This window comes from Herbaspirillum sp. YR522, assembly GCF_000282575.1.
GTDB lineage: Bacteria > Pseudomonadota > Gammaproteobacteria > Burkholderiales > Burkholderiaceae_D > Herbaspirillum.
In genome coordinates, this window is sequence record NZ_AKJA01000156.1 from 24,065 (window position 1) to 47,561 (window position 23,497).

At 65.4% G+C, this 23,497-nt stretch carries 20 protein-coding genes; 4 read left to right on the forward strand and 16 right to left on the reverse strand.

Annotated features, from left to right (window positions below):
• Positions 1 to 229 precede the first annotated feature (229 nt).
• The 16 genes from hisC to PMI40_RS21915 form a co-directional block, all read right to left on the reverse strand.
• Positions 230 to 1,306: a histidinol-phosphate transaminase gene (gene hisC / locus PMI40_RS21840; RefSeq protein ID WP_008119992.1), complete on the reverse strand. Its 1,077-nt coding sequence runs from the start codon at positions 1,304 to 1,306 to the stop codon at positions 230 to 232.
• 65 nt (positions 1,307 to 1,371) lie between these two features.
• Positions 1,372 to 1,965: a hypothetical protein gene (locus PMI40_RS21845; RefSeq protein ID WP_008119994.1), complete on the reverse strand. Its 594-nt coding sequence runs from the start codon at positions 1,963 to 1,965 to the stop codon at positions 1,372 to 1,374.
• A 46-nt stretch (positions 1,966 to 2,011) separates the two neighbouring features.
• The gene (locus PMI40_RS21850; RefSeq protein WP_008119996.1) at positions 2,012 to 3,211 is read right to left on the reverse strand and encodes a branched-chain amino acid ABC transporter substrate-binding protein; all 1,200 of its coding nucleotides are present in this window, start codon (positions 3,209 to 3,211) and stop codon (positions 2,012 to 2,014) included.
• Positions 3,212 to 3,465: 254 nt separating this feature from the next.
• On the reverse strand, positions 3,466 to 4,380 hold the full coding sequence (locus PMI40_RS21855) for a bile acid:sodium symporter family protein (protein ID WP_008119997.1): 915 nt from the start codon (positions 4,378 to 4,380) through the stop codon (positions 3,466 to 3,468).
• A gap of 299 nt (positions 4,381 to 4,679) precedes the next feature.
• Positions 4,680 to 4,949, reverse strand: coding sequence for a hypothetical protein (locus tag PMI40_RS21860; RefSeq protein ID WP_238540998.1), 270 nt, complete (start codon positions 4,947 to 4,949; stop codon positions 4,680 to 4,682).
• 198 nt (positions 4,950 to 5,147) lie between these two features.
• Positions 5,148 to 6,815 carry an energy-dependent translational throttle protein EttA gene (ettA, locus tag PMI40_RS21865; RefSeq protein ID WP_008120001.1) on the reverse strand — a complete coding sequence of 556 codons (1,668 nt, stop codon included), beginning with the start codon at positions 6,813 to 6,815 and terminating at the stop codon, positions 5,148 to 5,150.
• A 43-nt stretch (positions 6,816 to 6,858) separates the two neighbouring features.
• A complete protein-coding gene (rarD, locus tag PMI40_RS21870; protein WP_008120003.1) occupies positions 6,859 to 7,746 on the reverse strand; it encodes an EamA family transporter RarD in 888 nt (295 codons plus the stop codon).
• Positions 7,747 to 7,877: 131 nt separating this feature from the next.
• On the reverse strand, positions 7,878 to 8,402 hold the full coding sequence (locus PMI40_RS21875; protein ID WP_008120005.1) for an ureidoglycolate lyase: 525 nt from the start codon (positions 8,400 to 8,402) through the stop codon (positions 7,878 to 7,880).
• A complete protein-coding gene (locus PMI40_RS21880) occupies positions 8,389 to 9,570 on the reverse strand; it encodes an amidase (protein ID WP_008120006.1) in 1,182 nt (393 codons plus the stop codon). Before PMI40_RS21880 ends, PMI40_RS21875 begins: the two co-directional genes overlap by 14 nt.
• Positions 9,567 to 10,583, reverse strand: coding sequence for an ABC transporter ATP-binding protein (locus tag PMI40_RS21885; protein ID WP_008120008.1), 1,017 nt, complete (start codon positions 10,581 to 10,583; stop codon positions 9,567 to 9,569). Before PMI40_RS21885 ends, PMI40_RS21880 begins: the two co-directional genes overlap by 4 nt.
• The gene (locus PMI40_RS21890; RefSeq protein ID WP_008120011.1) at positions 10,576 to 11,670 is read right to left on the reverse strand and encodes an ABC transporter ATP-binding protein; all 1,095 of its coding nucleotides are present in this window, start codon (positions 11,668 to 11,670) and stop codon (positions 10,576 to 10,578) included. The genes PMI40_RS21885 and PMI40_RS21890 overlap by 8 nt, the downstream gene beginning before the upstream one ends.
• On the reverse strand, positions 11,667 to 12,554 hold the full coding sequence (locus PMI40_RS21895; RefSeq protein WP_008120015.1) for an ABC transporter permease: 888 nt from the start codon (positions 12,552 to 12,554) through the stop codon (positions 11,667 to 11,669). Before PMI40_RS21895 ends, PMI40_RS21890 begins: the two co-directional genes overlap by 4 nt.
• A gap of 1 nt (position 12,555) precedes the next feature.
• Entirely contained in the window at positions 12,556 to 13,509 is a 954-nt protein-coding gene (locus PMI40_RS21900) for an ABC transporter permease (protein WP_008120017.1), read from the reverse strand.
• 62 nt (positions 13,510 to 13,571) lie between these two features.
• The gene (locus PMI40_RS21905; protein ID WP_008120019.1) at positions 13,572 to 15,224 is read right to left on the reverse strand and encodes an ABC transporter substrate-binding protein; all 1,653 of its coding nucleotides are present in this window, start codon (positions 15,222 to 15,224) and stop codon (positions 13,572 to 13,574) included.
• A 69-nt stretch (positions 15,225 to 15,293) separates the two neighbouring features.
• On the reverse strand, positions 15,294 to 15,986 hold the full coding sequence (locus PMI40_RS21910) for a FadR/GntR family transcriptional regulator (protein WP_008120021.1): 693 nt from the start codon (positions 15,984 to 15,986) through the stop codon (positions 15,294 to 15,296).
• Between the two features lie 247 nt (positions 15,987 to 16,233).
• Entirely contained in the window at positions 16,234 to 17,457 is a 1,224-nt protein-coding gene (locus PMI40_RS21915; RefSeq protein ID WP_008120023.1) for a Bcr/CflA family multidrug efflux MFS transporter, read from the reverse strand.
• A gap of 329 nt (positions 17,458 to 17,786) precedes the next feature.
• Between PMI40_RS21915 and PMI40_RS21920 the strand changes: the two genes are divergently transcribed.
• The 4 genes from PMI40_RS21920 (at position 17,787) to urtA (ending at position 23,472) form a co-directional block, all read left to right on the forward strand.
• Positions 17,787 to 19,163 (forward strand): ABC transporter substrate-binding protein, encoded by a 1,377-nt coding sequence (locus tag PMI40_RS21920; RefSeq protein WP_008120024.1) that lies wholly within the window; start codon positions 17,787 to 17,789, stop codon positions 19,161 to 19,163.
• Positions 19,164 to 19,199: 36 nt separating this feature from the next.
• Positions 19,200 to 20,918 carry a sensor domain-containing diguanylate cyclase gene (locus PMI40_RS21925; protein WP_008120026.1) on the forward strand — a complete coding sequence of 573 codons (1,719 nt, stop codon included), beginning with the start codon at positions 19,200 to 19,202 and terminating at the stop codon, positions 20,916 to 20,918.
• Between the two features lie 91 nt (positions 20,919 to 21,009).
• Positions 21,010 to 21,834 carry a ferritin-like domain-containing protein gene (locus PMI40_RS21930; RefSeq protein WP_008120028.1) on the forward strand — a complete coding sequence of 275 codons (825 nt, stop codon included), beginning with the start codon at positions 21,010 to 21,012 and terminating at the stop codon, positions 21,832 to 21,834.
• A gap of 384 nt (positions 21,835 to 22,218) precedes the next feature.
• Positions 22,219 to 23,472, forward strand: a complete 1,254-nt coding sequence (urtA, locus tag PMI40_RS21935; protein ID WP_008120030.1) for an urea ABC transporter substrate-binding protein — start codon at positions 22,219 to 22,221, stop codon at positions 23,470 to 23,472.
• Positions 23,473 to 23,497: the final 25 nt, after the last annotated feature.

Genomic DNA, 23,497 nt, shown 5'->3' on the forward strand with positions numbered 1-23,497 from the left:
GACCATGCCAGAATACCGGGCTTCCCGGTTCCACCTGTAGTCAGAAATTTCCTGATTGGCGCATTGCCAAGGTCTTCATCCCGACCGGCGATTTCTTCCCACCCGCGCGGCGGGCCTGTGCGGCCGTAACTCACCGATCCTCAGCAGAAAATTTCCCGTCGGAATCGTGCGCAAAAACAACGTCCTCGCCGCGCCCGGCGCCGCCCTGCCGGCTCCGCCACGCGGGCGATCAGCCCAGGTGCTGCTGCAACGACGCCACCAGGATATCGCAGGCCTCATCGGTGCCGATGGTAATGCGCAGGAACTGGTTGATCCGCGTACTGGTGAAGTGACGCACGATGATGCCGTCGCCACGCAGCCTGGCCGCCAGTGTGGCGGCGTCATGGCCAGGGTGGCGCACGAAGACGAAGTTGGCCGCCGACGGCAATACCTCGAAACCCAGCGCCTTGAGCGAGGCCGCCAGGCGCTCGCGGCTGGCGATGACCAGGTCGCAGGTCTTGCGGAAATACGCCTCGTCCTCGATGGCGGCCGTCGCCCCGGCAATGGCCGGCCGGTCCAGCGGATACGAGTTGAAGCTGTTCTTGACGCGCTCGAGGGCATCGATCAGGTCGGCATGCCCGATGGCGAACCCCACCCGCATGCCGGCCAGCGCCCGCGACTTCGACAGGGTCTGTACCACCAGCAGGTTGGGGTAGCGCTGCACCAGGCCGATGGCGCTGACGCCGCCGAAGTCGATATACGCTTCATCGACCACCACCACCCGCTGCGCATTGCCTTGCAGGATGCGCTCGACCTCCGCCAGCGGCACCAGGCAACCGGTGGGCGCGTTCGGATTGGGGAAGATGATGCCGCCGATGGCGTCGCCCTGGCCCAGGTAATCGTCGGCGCGGATCGTGAAATCGTCGGCCAGCGGCACGGCGCGATACTGCACCTCGTACAGGCCGGCGTAGGTCGGGTAGAAGCTGTAGGTGATATCGGGGAACAGGATCGGCCTGCCGTGCTTGAGCAGGGCGTGGAACGCATGCGCCAGCACTTCGTCGGAGCCATTGCCCACGAACACCTCGCGCGGCGTGATGCCGTCGGCGGCGTGGCGCGCGGCAATGGCCAGCTTGAGCGGCTCGGCGTCGGGATTGGGGTACAGGCGCAGGCTGTCGCCGACCTCGCCGGCGATCGCGGCCAGCGCACGCGGCGACGGTCCGTAGGGGCTCTCGTTGGTATTGAGCTTGACCAGCCTGGCCAGCTTGGGCTGCTCGCCAGGGGTGTAGGGCGTCAGCTGGCTGACGATGGGGCTCCAGAACTTGCTCATGAGGATTCGAACCGCAACGGGTCGTAGATGGCCGGGGAAAGCGCAGATGTTAGCAAATTTACGGCTCAGCCGCGCCCGACGGCGATGTGGTAAAGGCCCCAGGGACACAGGCCGAAGCGCGCCGCCACCGGTTGCGCGGCCATCTCCCCGAAGCGATCGGCGTCATACACCGCCCACAACGGCCCCAGTCCACCCAGCGGCAGCGGCTTGCCGTCGAGGTGGGTGGCGATGATGAAGCGGTAGCGCAGGGCGTCGCCCCGTGGCAGCACGATGGCGTAACCGTCGATGGCGCGCAGCAGGTAGCCGTCGGCCCGCGGATCGGCACCGGCGGCCCGCATCACATCCACCAGCAATGGCCCGCGCAGGCTATGCGGCAGGTTGTCGTATTCGAGCGTGGGCTTGATCTCGACGGTGGGCAAGGCGTCCAGCGTACCGAAATCGAAGGTGCGCGCACGATCGAATTGCACCTTCTGCTTGTGCATCATCTGGTCCAGCGCCGGATCGAACGGGCCCCGGTTGGGTGACGAGATGGCGCCGGTGACGGTCAGCAGCACCGGGCCGGCTGCGGTACGCTCGCGGGCCATGGCCGGTGCCGGCGCCAGCAGTGTGCCGCCGGCAGCGGCGCTGGCGGCGAGTTCGATGAAGTCGCGCCTGTTCATAATGTTTTCCTTCCAGAAGCTGCGCAGGGGCGAAAAGCATACCGCATCAGGACCCGCCAGGCTTGAGCGTGCCGCCGTGCCGCACGTCGATGGTACGCAACGGTACCCAGCGCTGGTCGCGCACTTCGGAGATGCTCAACAGCGGATTGCGCGGGTTGCCCTTGGCATCGAAGGCCACCACCCCGGTCAGGCCGCGAAAGCTGATGCGCCGCAGGGCCTGGACGATGCGCCGGGAGTCCAGCGAATCGGCCTGGCGTACCGCGGCCACCGCCACTTGGGCGGCATCGTAGGCAAACGGGGTAAGACCGTGCAGATGCAACCCGAACCGTTGCTGGTACTCGTGCTCGAAGCGGCGCCAGCCTGCCATCTCCGCAGCCGGTACGCCGCTCTCGATGGCGACCGTGCCATTGGCGCCGTTGCGGGCCGCGATCAGGAAGCTGGCGCCCACCACGCCGCTGGAAGCCATCAGCAGCCGCATTCCGCCACCTTCGTGGCGCAGGGTCTGGGCCAGTTGCGCGGCCTGCGCCGCATAGCCGCCGAAGAACAACGCCTCGGTGCCGCGCAGCCTGAGTCGACGCACCAGCTGCGGCAGGTTGCTGGCGTAGCTGATGCGATCGCGCATGACTATCGTGGCACCATTGGCGCGCACCTGGGAAAAGAACGAGCTGGCCACGCCGACGCCATACATGCTGCCGTTATCGATCACGGCCAGCCGGCGCAGCTTCATGTCGCGCACCACATAATGGCCGAGAAACTGCCCGGCATGCTCGTCGTGGTCGATCAGGCGAAAGAAGCTGGTGTATCCGCGCTCGCTCAATGCGGTAGCGCTGGCCGCCGGCGAGATCAGGGCCACGCCTGCGTCCGAATAGAGCTTCGCCACCGCCTCGCTGGTGTTCGAATTGGCCGTGCCGACCACCGCGACCACGCCCGCCTGCAGCATTTGCCGCGCGACCTCCATCGCGGTGGCCGGGTCGTCGCGGTCATCGTAGCGCAGCAGGCGGAATGCGACGCGCTGGCCCGACACCCGCAATTGCAGGCGATTGGCCTCGGCCAGCGCCATCTCGGCGGCGTTGGCCAGGCTCTTGCCGAGGTCTTCTGAAACCCCGCTCAGGGCGCCCGAAAAACCGATCAGCACAATCCGCGGAACAGGCTCGACATCGGCCGACACGCCTGGCGCGGGATACAGGATGACGGCCAATGACAGCAGGATTCGCCATAGGACGTCGACAGACAATAGCTTGGGCATATGCACCTCCGAAACCCGGCGCGCCGCCACTGAATCGGCTGGCGCCACCGGCGGCCCCTCACTGGCCTTTTCGGACTGTGCCGGTACGCCGGTCCGAAAACCGTGGAAGTTTGCCGTGCCCACTATGAGGTGATGCAGCGGGAGGTTACATACTGCAAATAATCGTAATCGGACGAAAACAAGCCTGCAAAGGCAGGGCCGCCACCGGACGCGGCCGGGGCGGCCCGATCTGTCAGGCTGCGGCCACGCGCTGTCTAGTCGCGCGGTGGACGACCACGCCAATAGCCGGCCAGGAGCGATCCCGACAGGTTGTGCCAGACCGAGAACAGCGCCCCTGGCAAGGCGGCCACGGGGGTGAAGTACATCTTGCCCAGCGCGGCGGCCAGGCCCGAATTCTGCATGCCCACCTCGATGGCCAGGGTGCGGCATACCGCTTCGTCGAAGCCCAGCAGGCGTCCGCCCCAGTAGCCGCCCAGCAGGCCCAGGCCGTTGTGCAGGATGACCCCGACCAGCACCACCAGCCCGACCGAGGCGATACTGGCCTGGCTGCCACCCACCACGGCGGCGATGATCAGCAGGATCGCCACCATCGACACCAGCGACAGGTAGGGCTCGATGCGACGGATCAGGCCGCCGGCGAAGATGTTGGCGATCAGGCCGACCACGATCGGCACCACCACGATCTGCACGATCGACATCAGCATGGCGTGGGCGTCGAAATGGATCGACGCGTCGACATAGAGTTCGGTCAGCCAGGGCGTGGCCAATACGCTCACCAGCGCCGACAGCGTCGAGATGGTGACCGACAGGGCCACGTCACCGCGCGAGAGGTAGATCATGACGTTGGAGGCGGTGCCCGAGGCCACGCTGCCCACCAGCACCATGCCGGCGGTCAGGTCGGGCGGCATGCGCAGGGCCTTGGCGATGATCCAGGCCGCCAGCGGCATGACCAGGTAATGCAGGATGATGCCGGCGGCCACCGGCGCCGGGCGCTTGATGATGCGCTTGAAGTCGTCCACCGTCAGCGTCACGCCCATGGTCAGCATGATCAGCGTGAGCAACTGGGTCACGTATTTGCCGATGGGCGTGAAGGTGCCGGGTGAAAAATAGGCGGCTGCGGAAAGCAGCAGCGCCCACAGGGGAAACAGGCGGGTAATGATGGCAAGCATGATTGAACGGGATGAGTGAGCGGGATGAATGGGCGTCTTCCTGGCGGCACGAAGCACACGGGACGCGGTTATCATGAAATGGCAGCGGGTGGCGCGAATACGTTGGGGCAGGCTCGGCCATGCGCCCGGTGGGGCGGCGTCCTCTCTGCTATGGCGTCTTGTGGACGCAAGGCCGGGATTCTACCCGTGCGCGGCAATTCGTGCCGGGGACGGCACGTGCCGTCGTCGCCTGCCGCAAGCGCCCCCCGTTCGCACCGGGTGGCTGCCCAGGCAGCGCATCGAAGCCGGTCCGGCAGGTCTCAAGCAGGCTTGTCGCACTTGAAGCTCAGCAGCGCCTTGGGCGGCAGCACCACCGGCAAGCCCTCGGAACGCTCGCTGCCGACCACGCGCATGCGGCGCCCGAGATTACGGCAATAGGCATCGGCCTGCTGCAGGCCCTTGATGGCCACCCCATCGTTGCCCTGCCAGGGTGAGCTGGCCGTCAGCATGTAGGTGTCGTCGTTGAGCTGGGTAACGCCGCTGGAGGTGCCACAGCCGCCCAGCAGCGCAGCGGCCATCCATAATGCCATGCCCGATCTCGTGTTCATTGCGCCTCGCCTGGTAGATGTCCGTGACGATGTTATCGGCGTGTCCGGCCGGCGTCATGCATCCCTACAACTCTTTACCTCGGCTGGCCTGGCGTCGGGGACAGGCCAGCGCCGACGAGCGCAAAAAAACGCCGCTGATGGCAGCGGCGTCCGGTCAACAGGCCGACCCGCGGGTCCGGCTCAACGGGTAACGGGCTTGTAGCGGATGCGCTTGGGCTTGGCACCTTCTTCACCGAGGCGCTTCTTCTTGTCGGCTTCGTACTCCTGGTAGTTGCCGTTGAAGAACGTGACCTGCGAATCGCCTTCGAAGGCGATGATGTGAGTGGCGATACGATCCAGGAACCAGCGATCGTGCGAGATCACCAGCACCGTGCCGGCAAATTCGAGCAGGGCATCTTCCAGCGCGCGCAGGGTTTCCACGTCGAGATCGTTGGACGGTTCATCGAGCAGCAGCACGTTGCCGCCCTGCAGCAGGGTCTTGGCCAAGTGCAGGCGGCCGCGTTCACCACCGGACAGGTTGCCGACGATCTTCTGCTGGTCCGACCCCTTGAAGTTGAACCGGCCCAGATAGGCGCGCGACGGCATCTCGAAGCGTCCCACGGTGAGCAGGTCGGCGCCGCCGGCGACATCCTCGAACACGGTCTTCTTGTTTTCGAGGTCTTCGCGCGACTGGTCCACCAGCGACACCTTGACGGTGGGTCCGAGCACCACTTCGCCGCCATCGGGCTGCTCGCGTCCGGCCAGCATGCGGAACAGGGTCGACTTGCCGGCGCCGTTGGGGCCGATGATGCCGACGATGGCGCCGGCCGGGATCTTGAAGTTCAGGTTGTCGATCAGCAGGCGGTCGCCATAGCCCTTGTTGACGTTCTTGAACTCGATCACCTCGTTACCCAGGCGCTCGGCCACCGGAATGAAGATTTCCTGGGTCTCGTTGCGCTTCTGGTATTCGTATTCGGACAATTCGTTGAAACGGGCCAGGCGCGCCTTGCTCTTGGCCTGGCGTCCCTTGGGGTTCTGCCGCACCCACTCCAGTTCCTTGGCGATGGTCTTCTGGCGCGCCGACTCGCTGGCTTCTTCCTGCTTCAGGCGGGCATCCTTCTGTTCCAGCCACGAGCTGTAGTTGCCCTTCCAGGGAATGCCGTGGCCACGGTCCAGTTCCAGGATCCATTCGGCGGCGTTATCGAGGAAATAACGATCGTGGGTAATCGCCACCACGGTGCCGGGGAAGCGTTGCAGGAACTGTTCGAGCCAATCCACCGATTCGGCGTCGAGGTGGTTGGTCGGCTCGTCCAGCAACAGCATGTCGGGCTTGGAGAGCAACAACTTGCACAGCGCCACGCGACGCTTTTCACCGCCCGAGAGCACGCCGACCTTGGCGTCCCATGGCGGCAGGCGCAGCGCGTCGGCGGCCATCTCGAGCTGCTGGTTGAGGCTGTTGCCGTCGGAGGCCGAAATGATCGCTTCCAGGCGCGCCTGCTCGGTAGCCAGGGCGTCGAAGTCGGCGTCTTCCTCGGCGTAGGCGGCATACACCGCGTCCAGCTTGGCTTGCGCTTCGAACACTTCACCCAGTGCGCTCTCGACCTCCTGGCGCACCGTCTTCTCGGGGTCGAGTTGCGGTTCCTGCGGCAGGTAGCCGATGTTCAGGTTGGGCATCGGGATCGCTTCGCCCTCGATCTCGCGGTCGATCCCGGCCATGATCTTGAGCAGGGTCGACTTGCCCGAGCCGTTCAGGCCGAGCACGCCGATCTTGGCGCCGGGGAAGAAGGACAACGAGATGTCCTTCAGGATATGTCGCTTGGGTGGCACGATCTTGCCGACCCGGTTCATGGTGAATACGTATTGAGCCATTTTTTTCCGTGCCCTTGAAAGTGAAAACGGTGACTGCCGCGCCTCAGGCCGCGTCCACGGAAGCGCCTTGCCCCCGTGCGCGCCAGAAGCGCCACAATCCTTCGGCGGAGTATACCGCGAGCGCCAGCCAGATCACGCTAAATCCGATGGCGCGGTTGCCGGCGAACGGCTCGTCGTAGATCACCACCCCGGTCAGCAACTGCAGCGTGGGCGAGATGTACTGCAGCAAACCCAGCAACGACAGCGGGATGCGGCGCGCGGCCTGGGCAAACAGCAGCAGCGGCACCGCCGTGACCGGCCCCGACAGTGCCAGCAGGACCTGGGCGCCGGTGGCAGCGTGGGCGAAGCTGTTGGTGTCGCGCCAGGTGTCGATGCCCAGCATCAGCAGCACCAGCGGCAACATCATCAGGGTTTCCAGCGACAAGCCTTCCAGCGCGCCCAGTTGGGCCGTCTTGCGCAGCAGGCCATACAGGCCGAAGGTGCCGGCGATGACCAGCGCGATCCAGGGCAGGCTGCCGTTGGCGACGGTCAGCCACAGCACCGCCCCCAGCGCCAGCAGCACCGCCAGCCATTGCAGCGCGCGCAGGCGCTCCTTGAGAATGACGAAACCCAGCAGTACGCTGATGAGTGGGCTCATGAAGTAGCCCAGGCTGGTGTCGACGATGCGGCCCTGGTTGACGGCCCATACGTACAGCGTCCAGTTGCCCGATAGCAGCAGCGCCGATGCCAGGAAGCCGATCAGTACCCTGGGCTGGCGCGCCGCCTGGCGCAACCAGCCCCACTGGCGGCGCCAGGCCAGCACCCCGGCCAGGAACACGAAAGACCAGAACAGCCGATGCACGACGATATCGAAGGAAGGGATTTCCTTGAGCAGCTTGAAGTAAAGCGGGAATAGCCCCCACAGGAAGAAGCAGGCAACGGCGTAGAGCATGGCGGTCTCGGATTGGCAGCTGTGATGACGACATGGTGCGAGCCGTTGCTGGGGTGGAACGGATTCGCATCGCATGACAGCGTGGTGTTTCCGCATTATTGCAGGATTCACCTTTTCCGGCTTGCCGCACGTCAACTCGCGGCCAGCACCACCTCGACCCGCGAGCGCATGGCGACCACCTCGCAGTCCTCCTCGGGCGCCATCCTTTCGATGACCAGTACATCGGCCGCGCCGATGGTGATGAGCGGGTGGTGCCACACCCCGCGCTTGAGCGTGACGCCCTGCCCCGGCTCGACGATGAAGGCGACCATGGCGGCTTCATCGGGTTGGGTGTCGCATCCGGCCAGTACCACCAGCATGCGGCCGGCCCCCATCGGTACGAAGCTCTGGCTGCCCAGCAGGTGGCGCTCGAAGGCCCGCAGCGGGTATGGCGCGACGTGGGTAGCGACGTCGGTGCGAAAGATCGCCACCGCGACCCGGCCGCCCTGGGCGTCGGTGTCGAGATGGGCGACGTCGTCGAAGCGGCGGGTGGTGCCGAAATTGATGTCGCGCTGCTGTGGGCCGGGCGCGATCAGGTGGCCGTATGGGGCGAACCCGGCGCGGCTCAACGGCTGCGCCACCAGCACCGTGGCCGCACCGGCTTCAGGCGCACTCATGCATCAACCTCGCCGCAAACCGGACCAGGGACCGGTCGCTGCCCGGCGGCCCGATCAGCGACAGGCCGAACGGCGCGTCATCGAGTCGCATCAGCGGCAGCGAAATCTGCGGCAAGCCCGACAGTCCGGCCAGGCACAGCATGCGCACGGCCTGGTTGCGGTAGTCCTCCAGCGCCGGCTCGGGGTCGATCAAGCGCGGGGCGATGTCCGGCACGGTGGGCAGCAGCAGCACGCCATCGGCGCCCAGCAGGCGCGCGAAGTCATCGCGAAAGCTCCAGCGTACGGCGCTGTGCTGCTGCATCTGCTGCGGCGTGACGGTGGCCGACCAGGCAAAGCGTTCGGCCACTCCGGGACCCAGCTGGAAGTCGTGCCGGCGGATATGTTCGCCATGGCTTTGCCATGCCTGGTAGCCCTGGATGAAACGGAACGCCCAGAACAACGCCTCGAACGAGACGCTGGCGGTCTTGACCGGCTGGGGCGTGCCGAGTACGCCGGCGAAGCGGTCCAGCGTGGCGCAGAAGACCGCCTGCACGCGCGGCGCCAGCAAGGCCAGCACATCGGCTGCGACCATCGCACGCGGGTTCTCCGGCAGCACCACGCTGTCCTCGCCCAGCAGCACCTCGCCCACGCGGGCAAACACGCCAGGGTCGCGTGCGAACCAGCCGCACGTATCGAACGTCGGTGACAACGGCATCACGTCGGCCAGCGATATGCGCCCATGGGTGGGCCGCAGGCCGATCAGGCCGCAGTGGCTGGCGGGGGTACGCACCGAGCCGCCGGTGTCGGTGCCCAATGCGATATCGGCCAGGTCGTTCGATACGGCCGCGGCCGAGCCCGAGCTGGAACCGCCCGGGATGCGGTCTGGCGCCGCGCCGTTGCGGGGCGTGCCGAAATGGGCATTCCTGCCGTTCATCGAAAATGCCAGCTCATCGGTATGGACCTTGCCCACGAAGCGCGCGCCGGCATCGAGCAGCGCCTGCACCGCCGGTGCCGACCGGGTCTTGATGCCGGACATGGCCAGCATGTGCGGATTGCCGCAGCCGGTGGGGTAGCCGGCGACGTCGAAGATGTCCTTCACGGCCAGGCGCAAGCCGGCCAGCGGGCCGTCGGGGCTGGATGCGACCGGGGCATCGGGATAGGGAACGAAACAGTGTGCCGCGGTGCTCATGCAGTCTCCTTGACGTCGACCGCCATGCTGGCGGTCAATTGCAATTCGTGCGCGCGCAGGCAGCGCACCGTATGGCCTGGCCCGATGTCGAGCTCGGCCGGCTGGGTGGTGCGACACTGTTCGATCGCGTACGCACAGCGCTCGGCAAAGGCGCAGCCCGGTGGCAGCCGGGACAGGTCGGGCGGGGCGCCGGCAATGGTCTGCAGCCGTTGGCCCTTCTGCATGGCGCCGTGACTGCGGCTTTGCAGCAGCGAGATGGTGTACGGGTGACGCGGTTGCGCCAGCAGTTGTGCCGCAGGCCCCTGTTCGACGATGCGCCCGGCATACATCACGGCGATGCGGTCGGCCACCTCGACGGCGGCGCCGATGTCATGCGTGACGAAGATGATCGACAGCCCCAGCTCGCGCTGCAACTCACGTAGCAACAGCAGGATCTGGATCTGCACTGTCGCATCCAGGGCGGTGGTGGGCTCATCGGCCAGCAACACCTTGGGTGAGCACGACAGGGCCAGCGCAATCATGGCGCGCTGGCGCATGCCGCCCGACATCTCGTGCGCATAGGCATCCAGGCGGCGCTCCGGGCTGGGAATGCGCACCTTCTCGAACAGCGCCAGCGCACGCCGCCGGGCATCGGCGGCCGACACCTTCTTGTGGCGACGTATGGTCTCGACGATCTGGCTGCCCACGGTATAGACCGGGTCCAGCGCCAGCAGCGGTTCCTGGAAGATCATCGCCACCCGGTCGCCACGCAGCGCCGACAACGCCTTGGGCGACATCGCCAGCACATCCTGGCCCGCCACCTCGAGCTTGCCTTCGATGCTGGTCGTGCGTGGCGGATGCAGGCGCATGATCGAGCGCAGCGTGACGCTCTTGCCCGAGCCCGATTCACCGATCAGCGCCACCACCTCCCCGGCGTGCACCACCAGGTCCACCCCGCTGACGGCGCGGATGACCTTGCCGGCAGCCTTGAAGGTGACGCGCAGGTCGCGCAGTTCGACCATGACCTCATCCATGAAGCTGCTCCCCGGCCGTCATCGCCCGATCGAAGGCGGCGCCATCGTAACCGCTGTCGGCTTCATAGCGCAGGCATGCCACGTCATGCCCGTGGCGCGCCTGAGCCAGGCGCGGCGCGCGCTGCCCGCATACCGGCTGGGCGAACTCGCAGCGGGTATGGAAACGGCAACCCGCGGGTGGATCGATCGGGTTGGGCGGATCGCCCGACAGCGGCGCATGTTCGGTACGGTGTAGCGGGTCCATGCTGGGCATGGACTGCAGCAATGCGCGGGTATAGGGGTGCAGCGGCGCGTCGAACACCTGCTCGGCGTCGCCCAGCTCGACCACCTGGCCCAGGTACATCACCAGCACGCGGTCGGAAATGAAACGCACCACGTTGAGATCGTGGCTGATGAAAAGATAGGTCAGGCCGAACTCCTGCTTCAGGTCCAGCAACAGGTTGAGCACCTGGGCCTCGACCGATTTGTCCAGCGCCGAGACCGCCTCGTCCAGGATCACCAGGCGCGGCTCCAGTGCCAGGGCACGGGCGATATTGACGCGCTGGCGCTGGCCGCCCGACAGCTCGTGCGGATAACGGCCGGCAAAGCGGTCCGGTTGCAGGCCCACGCGCGCCAGCAGGTCGCGCGCGCGCATGATGGCGTCGCGCGCATTGAGGCCGTGCACGATCGGCGCGAAGGCGATCGAATCCTCGATTGTCATGCGTGGATTGAGCGACGAATAGCTGTCCTGGAACACCATCTGCGTCTGGCGCCGGAACTGGCGCAGCGGCATCGATCGCGACCCCACCGTGCGGCCATCGAACACCAGCTCGCCGCTGTCTTGCTCGATCAGTTGCATCAGCACCCGGGCGGTGGTCGACTTGCCGCAGCCGGATTCGCCGACCACGCCCAGTGTCTCGCCTTTCATGATGTCGAAGCTGACGCCGTCGACGGCGCGCACCGCCTTCGTCGGAACGCCGGCAAAAGGCAGGCCGCGCCCCTTGAGCGGAAAATGCTTCAGCAGGTCGCGTACTCCCAGCAGCGGCTGGCGCGGCCCGCCCACGTCCTGCGCATGATGGATCGGTTCGATGTGATGGATCTGGCTCATTGCTTGACCTCCATGGCCGACCGCAGGCCGTCGGATAGCATGTTGAATGAAATCGAAGTGACGAAGATGAAGGCGCCCGGCAATGCCGCGATCCAGGGCTGGGTATAGATGGCAGTGCGCAGGGTGTTGAGCATCAGGCCCCATTCCGGCTCGGGCGGCTTGACGCCCAGCCCCAGGAACGACAGGCCGGAGGCCAGGATCATCGATACCGAGATGAGGCTGGTGGCATAGACGAAGATCGGGCCCAGGACATTGCCCAGCACATGGGCGCGCACGATGGTGAAGGCGCCGGCACCGGAGGCGCGGGCGGCGTCGACATAGTCGCTGCGCCTGACCTGGGTGGTGACACTCTCGGCGATACGCGCGATCTGCGGCACGAACACGATGGTCAGCGATGTCAGGGCATTGAAGATGCCGGCCCCCAGCGCACCCGACAACGCAATGGCCAGCAGCACCGAAGGGAAGGCGTACAGGATGTCGATACTGCGCATGACCGCGGTATTGACCAGGCCGCCGGCATAGCCGGCCAGGATCCCCAGCGCGCTGCCGATGACGAAGGCCAGCAGCACCGGCGTGATGCCCATGAACAGCGACAGCCGCGCGCCCAGGATCAGGCGCGAGAGCAGGTCGCGCCCCAGTTCGTCGGTGCCCAGCAGGTGGCCGGCGCTGCCGATGGGCTTGAGGCGGGCGAACATCGAGGTGGCAAACGGGTCTGCCGGCATCAGCCACGGCGCGGCGATGGCCATCGCGACGAGCGCCAGCAATACCGCGCCGGCGATCAGGGCCGACGGATTGCGCGCCAGGCGCGCACCGACATTGGCCCAGTGGCCGCGCGAACGGCGGTAGGGAACCACGATGGGGTCGACAGTGGAGGCGATGGTCATGTCAGGCTCGCTCGATGCGGGGGTCGAAGATGGTCTGCAGGATGTCGACCAGCAGGTTGAGCGCCACGAAGAACAGCGCCAGCACCAGGATGGTCCCCTGCAGCAGGGGCAGGTCGCGCTGGAAGATCGCCTGGTTCAGCAGGAAGCCGGTGCCGGGCCAGGAAAACACGGTCTCGATCAGGATCGAGCCACCCAGCAGGTAACCCAGTTGCAGGCCCATCACCGCCAGCGCGGTGGGGGCAGCGTTCTTGACCACATGGCGAAACACGCCGAACTCCGACAGGCCACGCGCCTTCAGGCCCACCACGAACTCCTGCGACAGGATGTCGGCTACCAACGCGCGCACGGTGCGGGCGATGATGCCCATCGGGATGAAGGACATGGTCACGGCCGGCATGACCAGGTACTTGACGTGCTCCAGGTCCCACACCCAGGCTCCCGAGCCGTCGGGGCCGGCACCGGTGGCCGGCAACCACATCAGGCGCGACGAGAAGATGATCACCAGCACCATGCCCAGCCAGTAATGCGGCACCGACACGCCGATCACCGAAATGAAGGAGGCAGCGCGATCGACCCAGGAGTTGCGAAAATACCCGGCCACGAAACCGAACAGGCTACCCAACAGGAAACCGATGGCGGTGGCCATCGCGGCCAGCATGAAGGTATTGCCCACGGCCTTGAACACTTCGGCCGCCACTGGCCTGCCGGTGGCGATCGAACTGCCGAGGTCGCCCTGCAGGGCGCGCCAGACCCAACTGAAGAACTGTTCGGGATAGCTACGGTTGAAACCGTACAGTTCCATCAGCTGCTTTTGCAGGTCGACCGAGGCGTCCGGCGGCAGGATCGCCACCAACGGATCGCCGGGCGCGATGTGGACCAGCATGAAACACAGGAAGGCCACCCCCAGCATGATGGGCAGGGCGTACAGGGTGCGACGGATCAGGTAGGAGATCATGGGCTTGGCGTTGGGCTGGACAGGGGGTCGCGCCGAGCGGCGTCGGCGCGACCGGGACGACATCAATCCATGGTCATGGTGGCGATGTCGATGAACCAGCTCTGCGGCTGCACTACACCCTTGACCTTGGCCGAGATGGCACGCGGACCGGTGTCGTGGGCGACCCAGACGAACGGTGCATCATCGACGATCCTGGCGTGCAACTGCGCCAGAAGCGCGTCGCGTTGCTTGGGATCGAAGGTGGTGCGCGCCTTGCCGATGAGGGCATCGACGTCGGCATTGCTGTAGAAGCCCCAATTGTTGGAGGTGGGCGGCGCGGCCTTGGTATCGACGAAGCGCACCATGGCAAAGAACGGGTCCATGGCCGCGAAGCTGATGTTGACCGCATTGGCACCGTGCGCGCTCGGGTCCTTGGCGCCGATGCGCCAGTTGGTATAGAGCGTGTTCCATTCGATCACGTCGAACTGGACGTCGAAGAAGCATTCCTTGAGGTTCTGCTGCATGAACTCGTTCATCGGCAGCGGCTGCATCTGGCCCGAGCCGGAGGCCGAGATCTGTACCTTGACCGTCAGCGGCTTGGCGGCCGAATAGCCGGCCTCGGTCATCAGCTTCCTGGCTGCGGCCGGGTCGTACTTGATCTGGAAGGTCGGGTTGCCGCGCCATGGGTGGCCCGGCTCCACGGTGCCGGTGGCTTCACCCATGAGCCCGCCCAGCAATTGCTTCATGGCGGGGCGGTTGATGCACAGGTTGGCGGCGTAGCGCACCTTCTTGTCGAGCCAGGGCGAGCCGGGTGCGAACGACAACTGCCAGGGCCATACGTGCGGCTGCGGATTGGAGTAGATCTTGAAGCCGCGCCCCTTGATGGCGTCCAGCGCATCCGGCGCGGGGGCCTCGATCCAGTCGACCTGGCCCGACATCAGCGCTGCCGTGCGCGAATTGGCTTCGGGTAGCGGCAGCATCACCACTCGGTCGATCCTGGGACGGCGATGCGCATCCCAGTAGCCGTCGTTCTTGACCACTTCCAGTCGCTCGCGCGGCACGAACTTGCTCATCTTGAATGGGCCGGTGCCGGAGGCATCGGCGGCAAAGGCGATCCAGGCCTGCTTGGCGCGCTCAGCGCGATCGGTCACCGAAGCCGGCACGGCGGCCAGCTTCTTGTCCCACTGGGCAGGCGAGGCCATGAACAGGTTGGTGAGGTTGATCGGCAGGAACGAGTCAGGCTCGGAGGTGCTCAGTTCCACGGTCAGGTCGTCGATCTTGCGCGCCGAGCGCAGGGTCGGCATGCGCGAGGCGGTCACACCCACCTGGCTGGGGTCGAACTGGGCGGCGGTCTTGTCGAGCACCTTGCCGACGTTCCACACCACCGCGTCGGCGTTGAAGGCCGATCCATCATGGAACTTGACGCCCGGACGCAGCTTGAAGATCCACTTGGTCGGGTCCTTGGCATCGACTGCCCACGACAGGGCCAGATCGGGAATCAGGTCGCTGGCGCGATCGGCCTTGGACAAGTCCCATTGGGTCAGGCCGTCATACATCGGAATGCCGGTGAAGCGGTTGCCCTCGAAACCCTGGTCGGGCTGGCCCAGCGTGCGGGGAATGTCGCCGGCGGTCATGCCGATGCGCAATACTTTCTCGGCCTGGGCCGGGACTGCGGCGAGCGCGCCTAGGGCCAGGCTACAGGCCATTGTCAGGGCTGCGATTGTTGGAGATTTCATATCAGTGCTTTCCTGGTTGGGATGACGGTGGAAACGACGACAGATGAAACGAACGGCGAAAAACGCATGTCAGGGTGGATCGAAACCGGTGTCGGCACGCGCGGCCGCGTTGAGCAGATGCTGCTGCATGCTGGTACGGGCGCCATCGATGTCGCCCGCCGAGATCGCCGCGGCGATGGCGCGATGCTCCACGGCAGGTGGCCGGATACGCTGCGGGTCGGCAAACGGCACTTGCAGGCTATGGCTGATGGGGCTTTCGAACTGGCGCACCACCTGCAACAGGCCGGGGTTGCCGGACAATTCGGCGACCAGTTGATGGAATTCGAAATCGGCGTGGGCTGCGCTGACCAGGTCGAGGTTGTCGAGGGCATCCTCGAAGCGTGCCTGCAGTCCCCACAGGCGAGGCGTGGCCAGGGCCGTGATATGGCGCGCCGCCAGCGCGGCGGCAGCCGGCTCGAGCACATAGCGCAGCTGGTAGATGGCGGCCAGGGGCAAGGCATTGCCGTGGGCGTCGGTCTGGCTCGCCGACGGCGGCCGCACCAGGCGCCCAGGCTGGCGCTCGGCCACCAGCGTCCCCTTGCCCGGCACGGAACGGATGAAGCCCAAAGCTTCGAGCATCGACAGTGCCTCGCGCAGGGATGCGCGGCTGATGCCCATCGACTCGGACAGCTCGCGCTGGCTGGGCAGCATCTCGCCCGGCGTGTAGGTGCCGCACAGGATCTGGCGCTGTAGCGTCTGTGCAGCGATGTTGGGCATGCTCATGCGTCGATCCCCGTTATTGGCCTGACTGGTCAGACCGCCGATGGGAGTTCAGCAATTAGCGTGCCACGGACAATCGTTCCATCCAGTGAAATGCGGCGCGGATGCGGGGGGGCGATGACGGGAAGAAAGAGACGGCACCGACGCCGGTCAGCGCCAAGAAAGTGCGGCGTGCGCCAAGTGGGCGCACGCCGCCGGAACCAGCAGCAACAGGATGGGCGAGCCGGGTGCCGCCCGACGAGGTATCGACCTAGCCGGCCGTGGGCGGCATGGCCGGCGCATGCTTGGCCACCAGGTGATACAGCACGAAAGCGGCCACGCCGCAGACCGCCATCACGGTCACCAGCGGCAGCGCCGTGCCGTCATGCCAGAAGCTCATGACCACACCCGACATCACCCCCATGCCGAACTGCAGCGTGCCCATCAGGGCGGCGGCGGTACCGGCCTGGCGCCCCTGGTGCTTGAGGGCGATGGCGGTGGCGTTGGGGCCGGTGAAACCGTAGGCGGTCAGGAAGCCGAAGAAACCCACCAGCAGCAGCGGCAGGCTTTCGAAGCCGGCCGCCACGGCCAGCGCCACCACCAGCGACAGGCCGGCCGGCAGCCACAGGATCTTGCCCAGCACGCGCTCGGCCGAGCGCTTGACCACCAGGCGCGCATTGATCTGCGAGGCGGCGATGAGGCCGATGGCATTGGACGCGAAGACAAACCCGAAATACTGCGGCTTGATGCCGTGCAGCTCGATGATCACGAACGGGCCGCCCGAGATATAGGCGAACATGCCGGCCTGCACCAGCCCGCCGCACAGCACATAGGACATGAACTGGCGATGCCGCAGCAGGCCCCAGTACTGGCGCAGGGTGCGCCCCAGGTGCAGGCGCTCGGCCTGGGTCACGTCGACGGTCTCGGTGAGGTACTTGCGCGTGCCCACCAGGCACAACAGGGCGAAGATGGTCAGCACCACGAAGATGCCGCGCCAGCTGGCCACCACCAGCATGATGCCGCCGATGAAGGGGGCCAGGATCGGGGCCAGGCCGAACACCAGCATCAGCATCGAGAACGCCTTGGCCGAGCCCTCGGCCCCCATGCGGTCGCGCACCATCGCGCGCGGGATCACCATGCCGGCGCTGCCGCCCAGGCCCTGGAAGAACCGCAGCACGATCAGGGTCTCGATGTTCTGGGCAAACACGCACAGCAACGAGCAGGCGAAATACAGGGTAATGCCGAAGAACAGCGGCGGCTTGCGCCCGAACCGGTCCGACAGCGGGCCATAGAACATCTGGCCCAGCGCCAGGCCGACCAGGAAGGTGGCCAGCGTCAGCTGGACCAGGTTGGTGCCCACGCCCAGGTCTTGCGCGATGGCCGTGAAACTGGGCAGGTACATGTCGATGGCCAGCGCGCCCATGGCGGTCAAGCCGGCCAGCACCGCCAGCCATGGAGGAAATTTGCCCGTTGCGAGCTTGTTGTCTGTTTGCATGAGGAAAACCGTAGACGGCTCACCATGGTCGGCATGCTGGCAGCGCGCCGATGGGAAGCCGCAGTGAAGGGTAGGCCGGCATTATAGACCGAGCAGGCTTTTCGTTCCGGTTGCCGCCCGGCACCGGACTTGCACCGTCGGCCACTTCGGTGATGCACTGCGATCCAAAAGCTGGCACACTCACCAACAGTTCCCAGGCGTCAGGAGCATGCACGCCGGGAAGCGGAAATAGCTCTGGCCGCTGGCGCATCTGCAGCATTGGCGCGCCGGCGCAGGTACAGCTCGGAAGAAGCCACGATAAAAAGCATATTGCCGCAGGGGAAGATTGCATGACTTCGCCAACCGCGAGAAAGACACCCATTGCCGCCGAGCATGTCGCCACGGCACGGCGATGCGATGGCCGGCGGCGCCGCCTGCTGGCATTGGGCCTGGCCGCGGCCGGCACCGCCTGGTTGTCTGGATGCGAGCGCGGCCAGCCGGATGAAACGGCCGCCGGCACCACGCCGGGCACTGGCGCGACGGTCTTGACTGCGCTCATCTGGGCCCCGGACTGGGCCGAAGAGATGCAGCGGGTGGCCGATGCCTTTTCGCGCGAGCACCCGCAGATCCAGGTAGCGCTGCAGTTCATGATCGGCAATTCGGTCGAGGAAAACCTCAAGCCCAAGGCCGCCACCAACAGCCTGCCCGACATCGTCTCGGTCAATCCCAATCCGTATGGCGCCACCCTGGCCGACCAGGGATTGCTGTCCGACATGGGGCAATGTGCCGCCTGGGGCAACCTGCCCGAAGCCCTGCAGGCGGACTGGATCTCACCCGATCATCGTCATTTCGGCATCCCGACCGGGATCGCCACCACCTTGATCTACTACAACATCGACCTGTTCGAACGGGCCGGCATCGGCGCCCTGCCAACCGACTTCGATGCCTTCATCGCCACCGGCCTGGCACTCAAGCAAGCGGGCCTGACGCCGCTGGCGCTGTCGGGCGGGTTTCCCAACATGCTGGCCAACGGCCCCTTCAGCCACGGCTTTGCCAACAACATCGTGGCCGGCATCCCGGACTGGCGCGCGCGTATTGCCAACGGCACCTTGCCCCTCGACAGCCCGGCCGGCGCCGGCATCTTCGCCCGGCTACGACAACTGGTCGACCACGACCTGCTGCAGCCGGACTTCATGCAGGCCGGCTACGACGATACCCTGCGCCTGTTCGCCGATGGCCGCGCGGCCATGACCTTCCAGGGCAGCTGGGCCGCCGGTAGCCTGATGCGCGCCCGCAACCAGCGGGTGGGCGTGTTCGCGCCGCCCTGGAACGACCGCGGACAGGCACCGGTGCCGGTGATCGGCAGCGAGACCGGTTTTGCGATCGCCCAGCGCGGCAGCGAGCAGTCGCGCCAGGCCGCACGGCAGTTCATCGATTACCTGTACGGCCGGGGCATGCCGATCTGGCAGAGCAAGCGGCAGAACATCCCGCCGCTGCGCAAGCTGGGCGAGGAGGTGGCCGGCGACCGCGCCTTGTTTGCGCTGGTGGAACGGTTAGCGCAACAGGGAACGGGGCCCGGGCTTTACTACTCCTATCTGCCGACCAATACCATCGAGCGCTTGCATGGGCTGCTGCAGGCAGTGCTGTTCGGCAAGATGGCGCCGGCCGATGCAGCACACCTGTTGCATGATTCGATCAGCGAACAGGCACGATCCGACAACAAATAGAACCCGCTGCACCAAGGGTTCCAATCAAGGGGCGGCATGCGCAAGAGGCTGGACTTTCTATCGATGGATTTCCTGCGGCGAATCGAGATCAGATATCGCCTGATCAACTCTTTCATCCTGTTGTCGCTGCTGCCGTTGCTGATCTCGGGACTGATCGCCTATCGCGAAACCAGCCGCGCCACCCAGGAAAAACTCCAGGTCTATTCGGTACAGGTGGTGCAGCAGGTATCGCAGAACCTGCTGCTGCGCATGGAGCGGATCGAGGAAGACAGCGAGGAACTGGTGCTGTCCGAACGCATGCAATCGCTGCTCACCGACTACTACGGCGCGGACCGGGTGGCCAGCGCGGCGGCCCGCAGCGGCATGGCCAGGATGCTGCTCGACAGCTATGGAGCCATGCCCCATGTGAGCCAGAAATATGTGCTCGACCGCACCCGCCAGGTAATCGATCCGCAGATCTTCCCGCCGCTGGCCAGCAGCATTTCGCGCCTGGCCGAGGAGACCCCGGACCTGGGCGGACGGCCCCGGTGGACGCTGTACAACGCCGGCCACGGCCAGAAGAGCCTGGCCATGCTGCGCGAGATCCGGCTCACCGGCAACAATCGCAGCGCCGGGCTGCTGCTGGTGGGGGTGCAGCCCAGTCATTTCTTCCATGTCTTCGAAGGCATCGACCTGGGCTACGATTCGAACATGTTCATCGTCGACGCCGATGATGGCCAGATCGTGGTCCAGAGCCACAAGGGCAGCAGCGCCGCCGCCGACCCGGCGTTGATGCAGGGCATCACCGCCAGCCTGGCGCAGAAGCGCGACTCCGACTTCATCGCCTATACCGCACGCGACAAGCAACTCTATTACGCGGCCGTGGCCCGGGTGCCGCATACCTCGTGGCTGGTGGTCAATGCCACGCCAGGCGACAAGCTCAACGCCGACACCCGCTCGGTGCGCAACAAGATCCTGGGCATCGGCCTGCTGTGCTTCTTGGTGTCGCTATTGCTGTCCTACCTGATTTCACGCAGCATCTCGCAGCCGCTCAAGCGCCTCATCGCCGTCATGCGGGAGACCGAAGCGGGTAACTCGCAGATGCGCGCCGAACAGGTCGGCACCGACGAGATCGCCGTGCTCTCGCGCAAGTTCAACCAGATGGCCAGCAAGGTCCACCAGAACAAGGAACAGCTGGAAGACCAGGTGGCCGTGCGCACGCGCGAACTGGAACGGGCCAACCGCAAGCTGGAGGCGCTGTCGGCCACCGATGGCTTGACCGGCGTGGCCAACCGGCGCCGCTTCGACGAAGCCCTGGGCAACGAGTTGCGGCGCTCGGCGCGCTCGGCCAAGCCGCTGGCGCTGCTGATGCTGGACGTGGATTATTTCAAGAAATACAACGACCGCTACGGCCACCAGGCCGGCGACGAATGCCTGCGCGTGATTGCGCGGGTACTGCAGGGCAGTTCGCGTCGCGCCACCGACCTGGTGGCGCGCTACGGCGGCGAAGAGTTCGTCATCATCGTCGCCGAGAGCGAAGCCGGCAGCGCCATCCAGCTGGGCGAGAACATCTGCGACGCCATCTTCTCGCTCAAGATCCCCCATGCCGACTCGCCCTTCGGCTATATCACGGCCAGCATCGGCGTGGCCGCCGTGCAGCCGGACGACCATACGCTGGCCGAGCGCGTCTTGCGCATCGCCGACCAGGCGCTGTACCACGCGAAATACCAGGGGCGTAACCGGGTGGTGCTGGGCAGCGACTACAACGGCTTCTAGCCAGGCCGCCAGGCAGGCCTTGTCGCTTGCCTGAACCAAAGATGAGGGGCTGCATCATAACGGCATGCCACCGACGACAAGGACCGCCAAGATGCCACCGCGCCAGCAGAGAACACATTGGAGCATTGATGATATCGATTTCAGCCGCATCGACCTCGAGCGCGTGCGGGCCGACGAGAACCTGTTCTACATGGTGGCCTGCGCATCGTTCATCGAGAGCGGCTCGGACCTGTACACCACCAACTTGATCGAGTACTACCGTGGCGACGCCGAGGTAGAGCACTGGCTGCGCACCCGTTGGGAACAGGAAGAGTTGCAGCACGGCCGCGCCCTGCGCGCCTATGTCCAGCATGTCTGGCCCGAATTCGACTGGGAGCGTGCCTTCAATGGCTTCCTGGCGGAGTACTCCGGTTATTGCAAGGTCGAGCTGCTGGAACCGACGCGGGCCCAGGAGCTGGCTGCGCGCTGCGTGGTCGAGACCGGGACCGCCACCTACTATCGGGCCATCGAACGTGCCACCGACGAACCGGTGCTCAAGCAGCTGGCCGGGTTGATCGCCAGCGACGAGGTCAACCACTACAAGCATTTCTACCAATACTTCCGTCGCTATCGCAGCCAGGAAGGCATCGGCCGCACCAGGGTGCTCGGCACCCTGGGCCGTCGTACGCTGGAGCTCAAGAGCGAAGATGCCGACTGCGCCATTCGGCATGTCATGAACGTGCATGCGCCGGCCCAGGCCGGCGACCCGGCGCGGGTGCGCGAGGTCGCCTCGCACTTGAGCCGCACCGTGCGCAGCCACCTGCGCCCGGAGACCACCATCAAGATGATCATGCGTCCGCTGGAGCTGCCCAGGCTGCTGCAAGGCATGATCGAATTTCCCATCCGGCAACTGATGCACCGGGTGTTCCTGCGCTGAAAATGCTGACATGATGCTGACGATATCGCCTCATCGTCGGCATTGTTGTCGCCTGGCATTGTCGACATTTTTCGATGCCCCGCCCCGGCCCTCGCAAATCCGGCGCAAGCCCCGGCCAGTGCGACTTTGCGACGCGCCCCAAGAACGGGCGCAAGACATCCCCAGACTGGTGAGCCGGACTTTCGCCGGCATGTCATGTCGACAAAAAAGCCCTCGTTTGGTGCGCAAAAACAGGCTCATTGACAACATGTCCAGATCCCCATGTCCATGGCGCGCCCCGCTTTGATGCATGCGCGCACCAGGGCTCTGCCATTGGCACGCATTCTGCTATGAACGGTTGGCAGTCAAAAAAAATGTGTCCAAACTTTTCACGAGGGAGCATCCATGTCACGTCGTAACGTACTGAAAGCAACTGCACTCGGCGCCTTTGCGCTCGCCGCTTCTTCCTGGTTGCCTTCGGCCTTCGCGGCCGACACCATCAAGGTCGGCATCCTGCACTCCCTCTCTGGCACGATGGCCATCTCCGAGACTTCGCTCAAGGACGTGGCATTGATGACGATCGAAGAAATCAACGCCGCCGGTGGCGTCAACGGCAAGAAACTGGAACCGGTAATCGTCGACCCGGCATCCAACTGGCCGCTGTTTGCCGAAAAGGCACGCCAGCTGATCTCGCAGGACAAGGTCTCGGTGGTGTTCGGTTGCTGGACCTCGGTGTCGCGCAAGTCGGTGTTGCCGGTCTTCAAGGAATTGAACAGCCTGTTGTTCTACCCGGTGCAGTACGAAGGTGAAGAACTGGAAAAGAATGTGTTCTACACCGGCGCCGCGCCCAACCAGCAAGCCATTCCCGCCACCGAATACCTGATGTCGAAGGAAGGCGGCGGTGCCAAGCGCTTCGTGCTGCTGGGTACCGACTACGTATACCCGCGCACCACCAACAAGATCCTGCGCGCGTTCTTGCATAGCAAGGGCGTGAAGGATTCGGACATCGACGAGGTCTACACCCCGTTCGGTCACTCCGACTACCAGACCATCGTGGCCAACATCAAGAAGTTCTCGGCCGGTGGCAAGACTGCCGTGATCTCGACCATCAACGGCGACTCCAACGTTCCGTTCTACAAGGAGCTGGGCAATGCCGGCCTGAAGGCGACCGACGTGCCGGTGGTGGCGTTCTCGGTCGGTGAAGAGGAATTGCGCGGCGTCGACACCAAGCCGCTGGTGGGTCACCTGGCGGCCTGGAACTACTTCGAATCGGTGAAGAACCCGGTCAACACCGCCTTCATCAAGAAGTGGAAGGCCTACGCCAAGGCCAAGAACCTGCCTAACGCCGACACCGTCGTCACCAACGACCCGATGGAAGCCACCTACGTGGGCATCTACATGTGGAAGCAGGCCGTGGAAAAGGCCAAGACCACCGACACCGACAAGGTGATCGCGGCCATGGGCGGCCAGAAGTTCAAGGCACCGTCCGGCTATGAACTGGAAATGGACAAGACCAACCATCACCTGCACAAACCCGTGATGATCGGCGAGATCAAGGCCGACGGTCAGTTCAACGTGGTCAACAAGACCAAGACCACCATCCGCGCGCAACCGTGGAGCCCGTACATCCCGGGTAACGAAGGCAAGCAGAAGATGTAAATGGCGTGCGCCCGGGCGCGTCTTC

Coding starts and splice junctions, on each gene's coding strand:
- hisC (WP_008119992.1), bottom strand. CDS start 1,306: ATGAGCAAGTTCTGGAGCCCCATCGTCAGCCAGCTGACGCCCTACACC.
- PMI40_RS21845 (WP_008119994.1), bottom strand. CDS start 1,965: ATGAACAGGCGCGACTTCATCGAACTCGCCGCCAGCGCCGCTGCCGGC.
- PMI40_RS21850 (WP_008119996.1), bottom strand. CDS start 3,211: ATGCCCAAGCTATTGTCTGTCGACGTCCTATGGCGAATCCTGCTGTCA.
- PMI40_RS21855 (WP_008119997.1), bottom strand. CDS start 4,380: ATGCTTGCCATCATTACCCGCCTGTTTCCCCTGTGGGCGCTGCTGCTT.
- PMI40_RS21860 (WP_238540998.1), bottom strand. CDS start 4,949: ATGGCATTATGGATGGCCGCTGCGCTGCTGGGCGGCTGTGGCACCTCC.
- ettA (WP_008120001.1), bottom strand. CDS start 6,815: ATGGCTCAATACGTATTCACCATGAACCGGGTCGGCAAGATCGTGCCA.
- rarD (WP_008120003.1), bottom strand. CDS start 7,746: ATGCTCTACGCCGTTGCCTGCTTCTTCCTGTGGGGGCTATTCCCGCTT.
- PMI40_RS21875 (WP_008120005.1), bottom strand. CDS start 8,402: ATGAGTGCGCCTGAAGCCGGTGCGGCCACGGTGCTGGTGGCGCAGCCG.
- PMI40_RS21880 (WP_008120006.1), bottom strand. CDS start 9,570: ATGAGCACCGCGGCACACTGTTTCGTTCCCTATCCCGATGCCCCGGTC.
- PMI40_RS21885 (WP_008120008.1), bottom strand. CDS start 10,583: ATGGATGAGGTCATGGTCGAACTGCGCGACCTGCGCGTCACCTTCAAG.
- PMI40_RS21890 (WP_008120011.1), bottom strand. CDS start 11,670: ATGAGCCAGATCCATCACATCGAACCGATCCATCATGCGCAGGACGTG.
- PMI40_RS21895 (WP_008120015.1), bottom strand. CDS start 12,554: ATGACCATCGCCTCCACTGTCGACCCCATCGTGGTTCCCTACCGCCGT.
- PMI40_RS21900 (WP_008120017.1), bottom strand. CDS start 13,509: ATGATCTCCTACCTGATCCGTCGCACCCTGTACGCCCTGCCCATCATG.
- PMI40_RS21905 (WP_008120019.1), bottom strand. CDS start 15,224: ATGAAATCTCCAACAATCGCAGCCCTGACAATGGCCTGTAGCCTGGCC.
- PMI40_RS21910 (WP_008120021.1), bottom strand. CDS start 15,986: ATGAGCATGCCCAACATCGCTGCACAGACGCTACAGCGCCAGATCCTG.
- PMI40_RS21915 (WP_008120023.1), bottom strand. CDS start 17,457: ATGCAAACAGACAACAAGCTCGCAACGGGCAAATTTCCTCCATGGCTG.
- PMI40_RS21920 (WP_008120024.1), top strand. CDS start 17,787: ATGACTTCGCCAACCGCGAGAAAGACACCCATTGCCGCCGAGCATGTC.
- PMI40_RS21925 (WP_008120026.1), top strand. CDS start 19,200: ATGCGCAAGAGGCTGGACTTTCTATCGATGGATTTCCTGCGGCGAATC.
- PMI40_RS21930 (WP_008120028.1), top strand. CDS start 21,010: ATGCCACCGCGCCAGCAGAGAACACATTGGAGCATTGATGATATCGAT.
- urtA (WP_008120030.1), top strand. CDS start 22,219: ATGTCACGTCGTAACGTACTGAAAGCAACTGCACTCGGCGCCTTTGCG.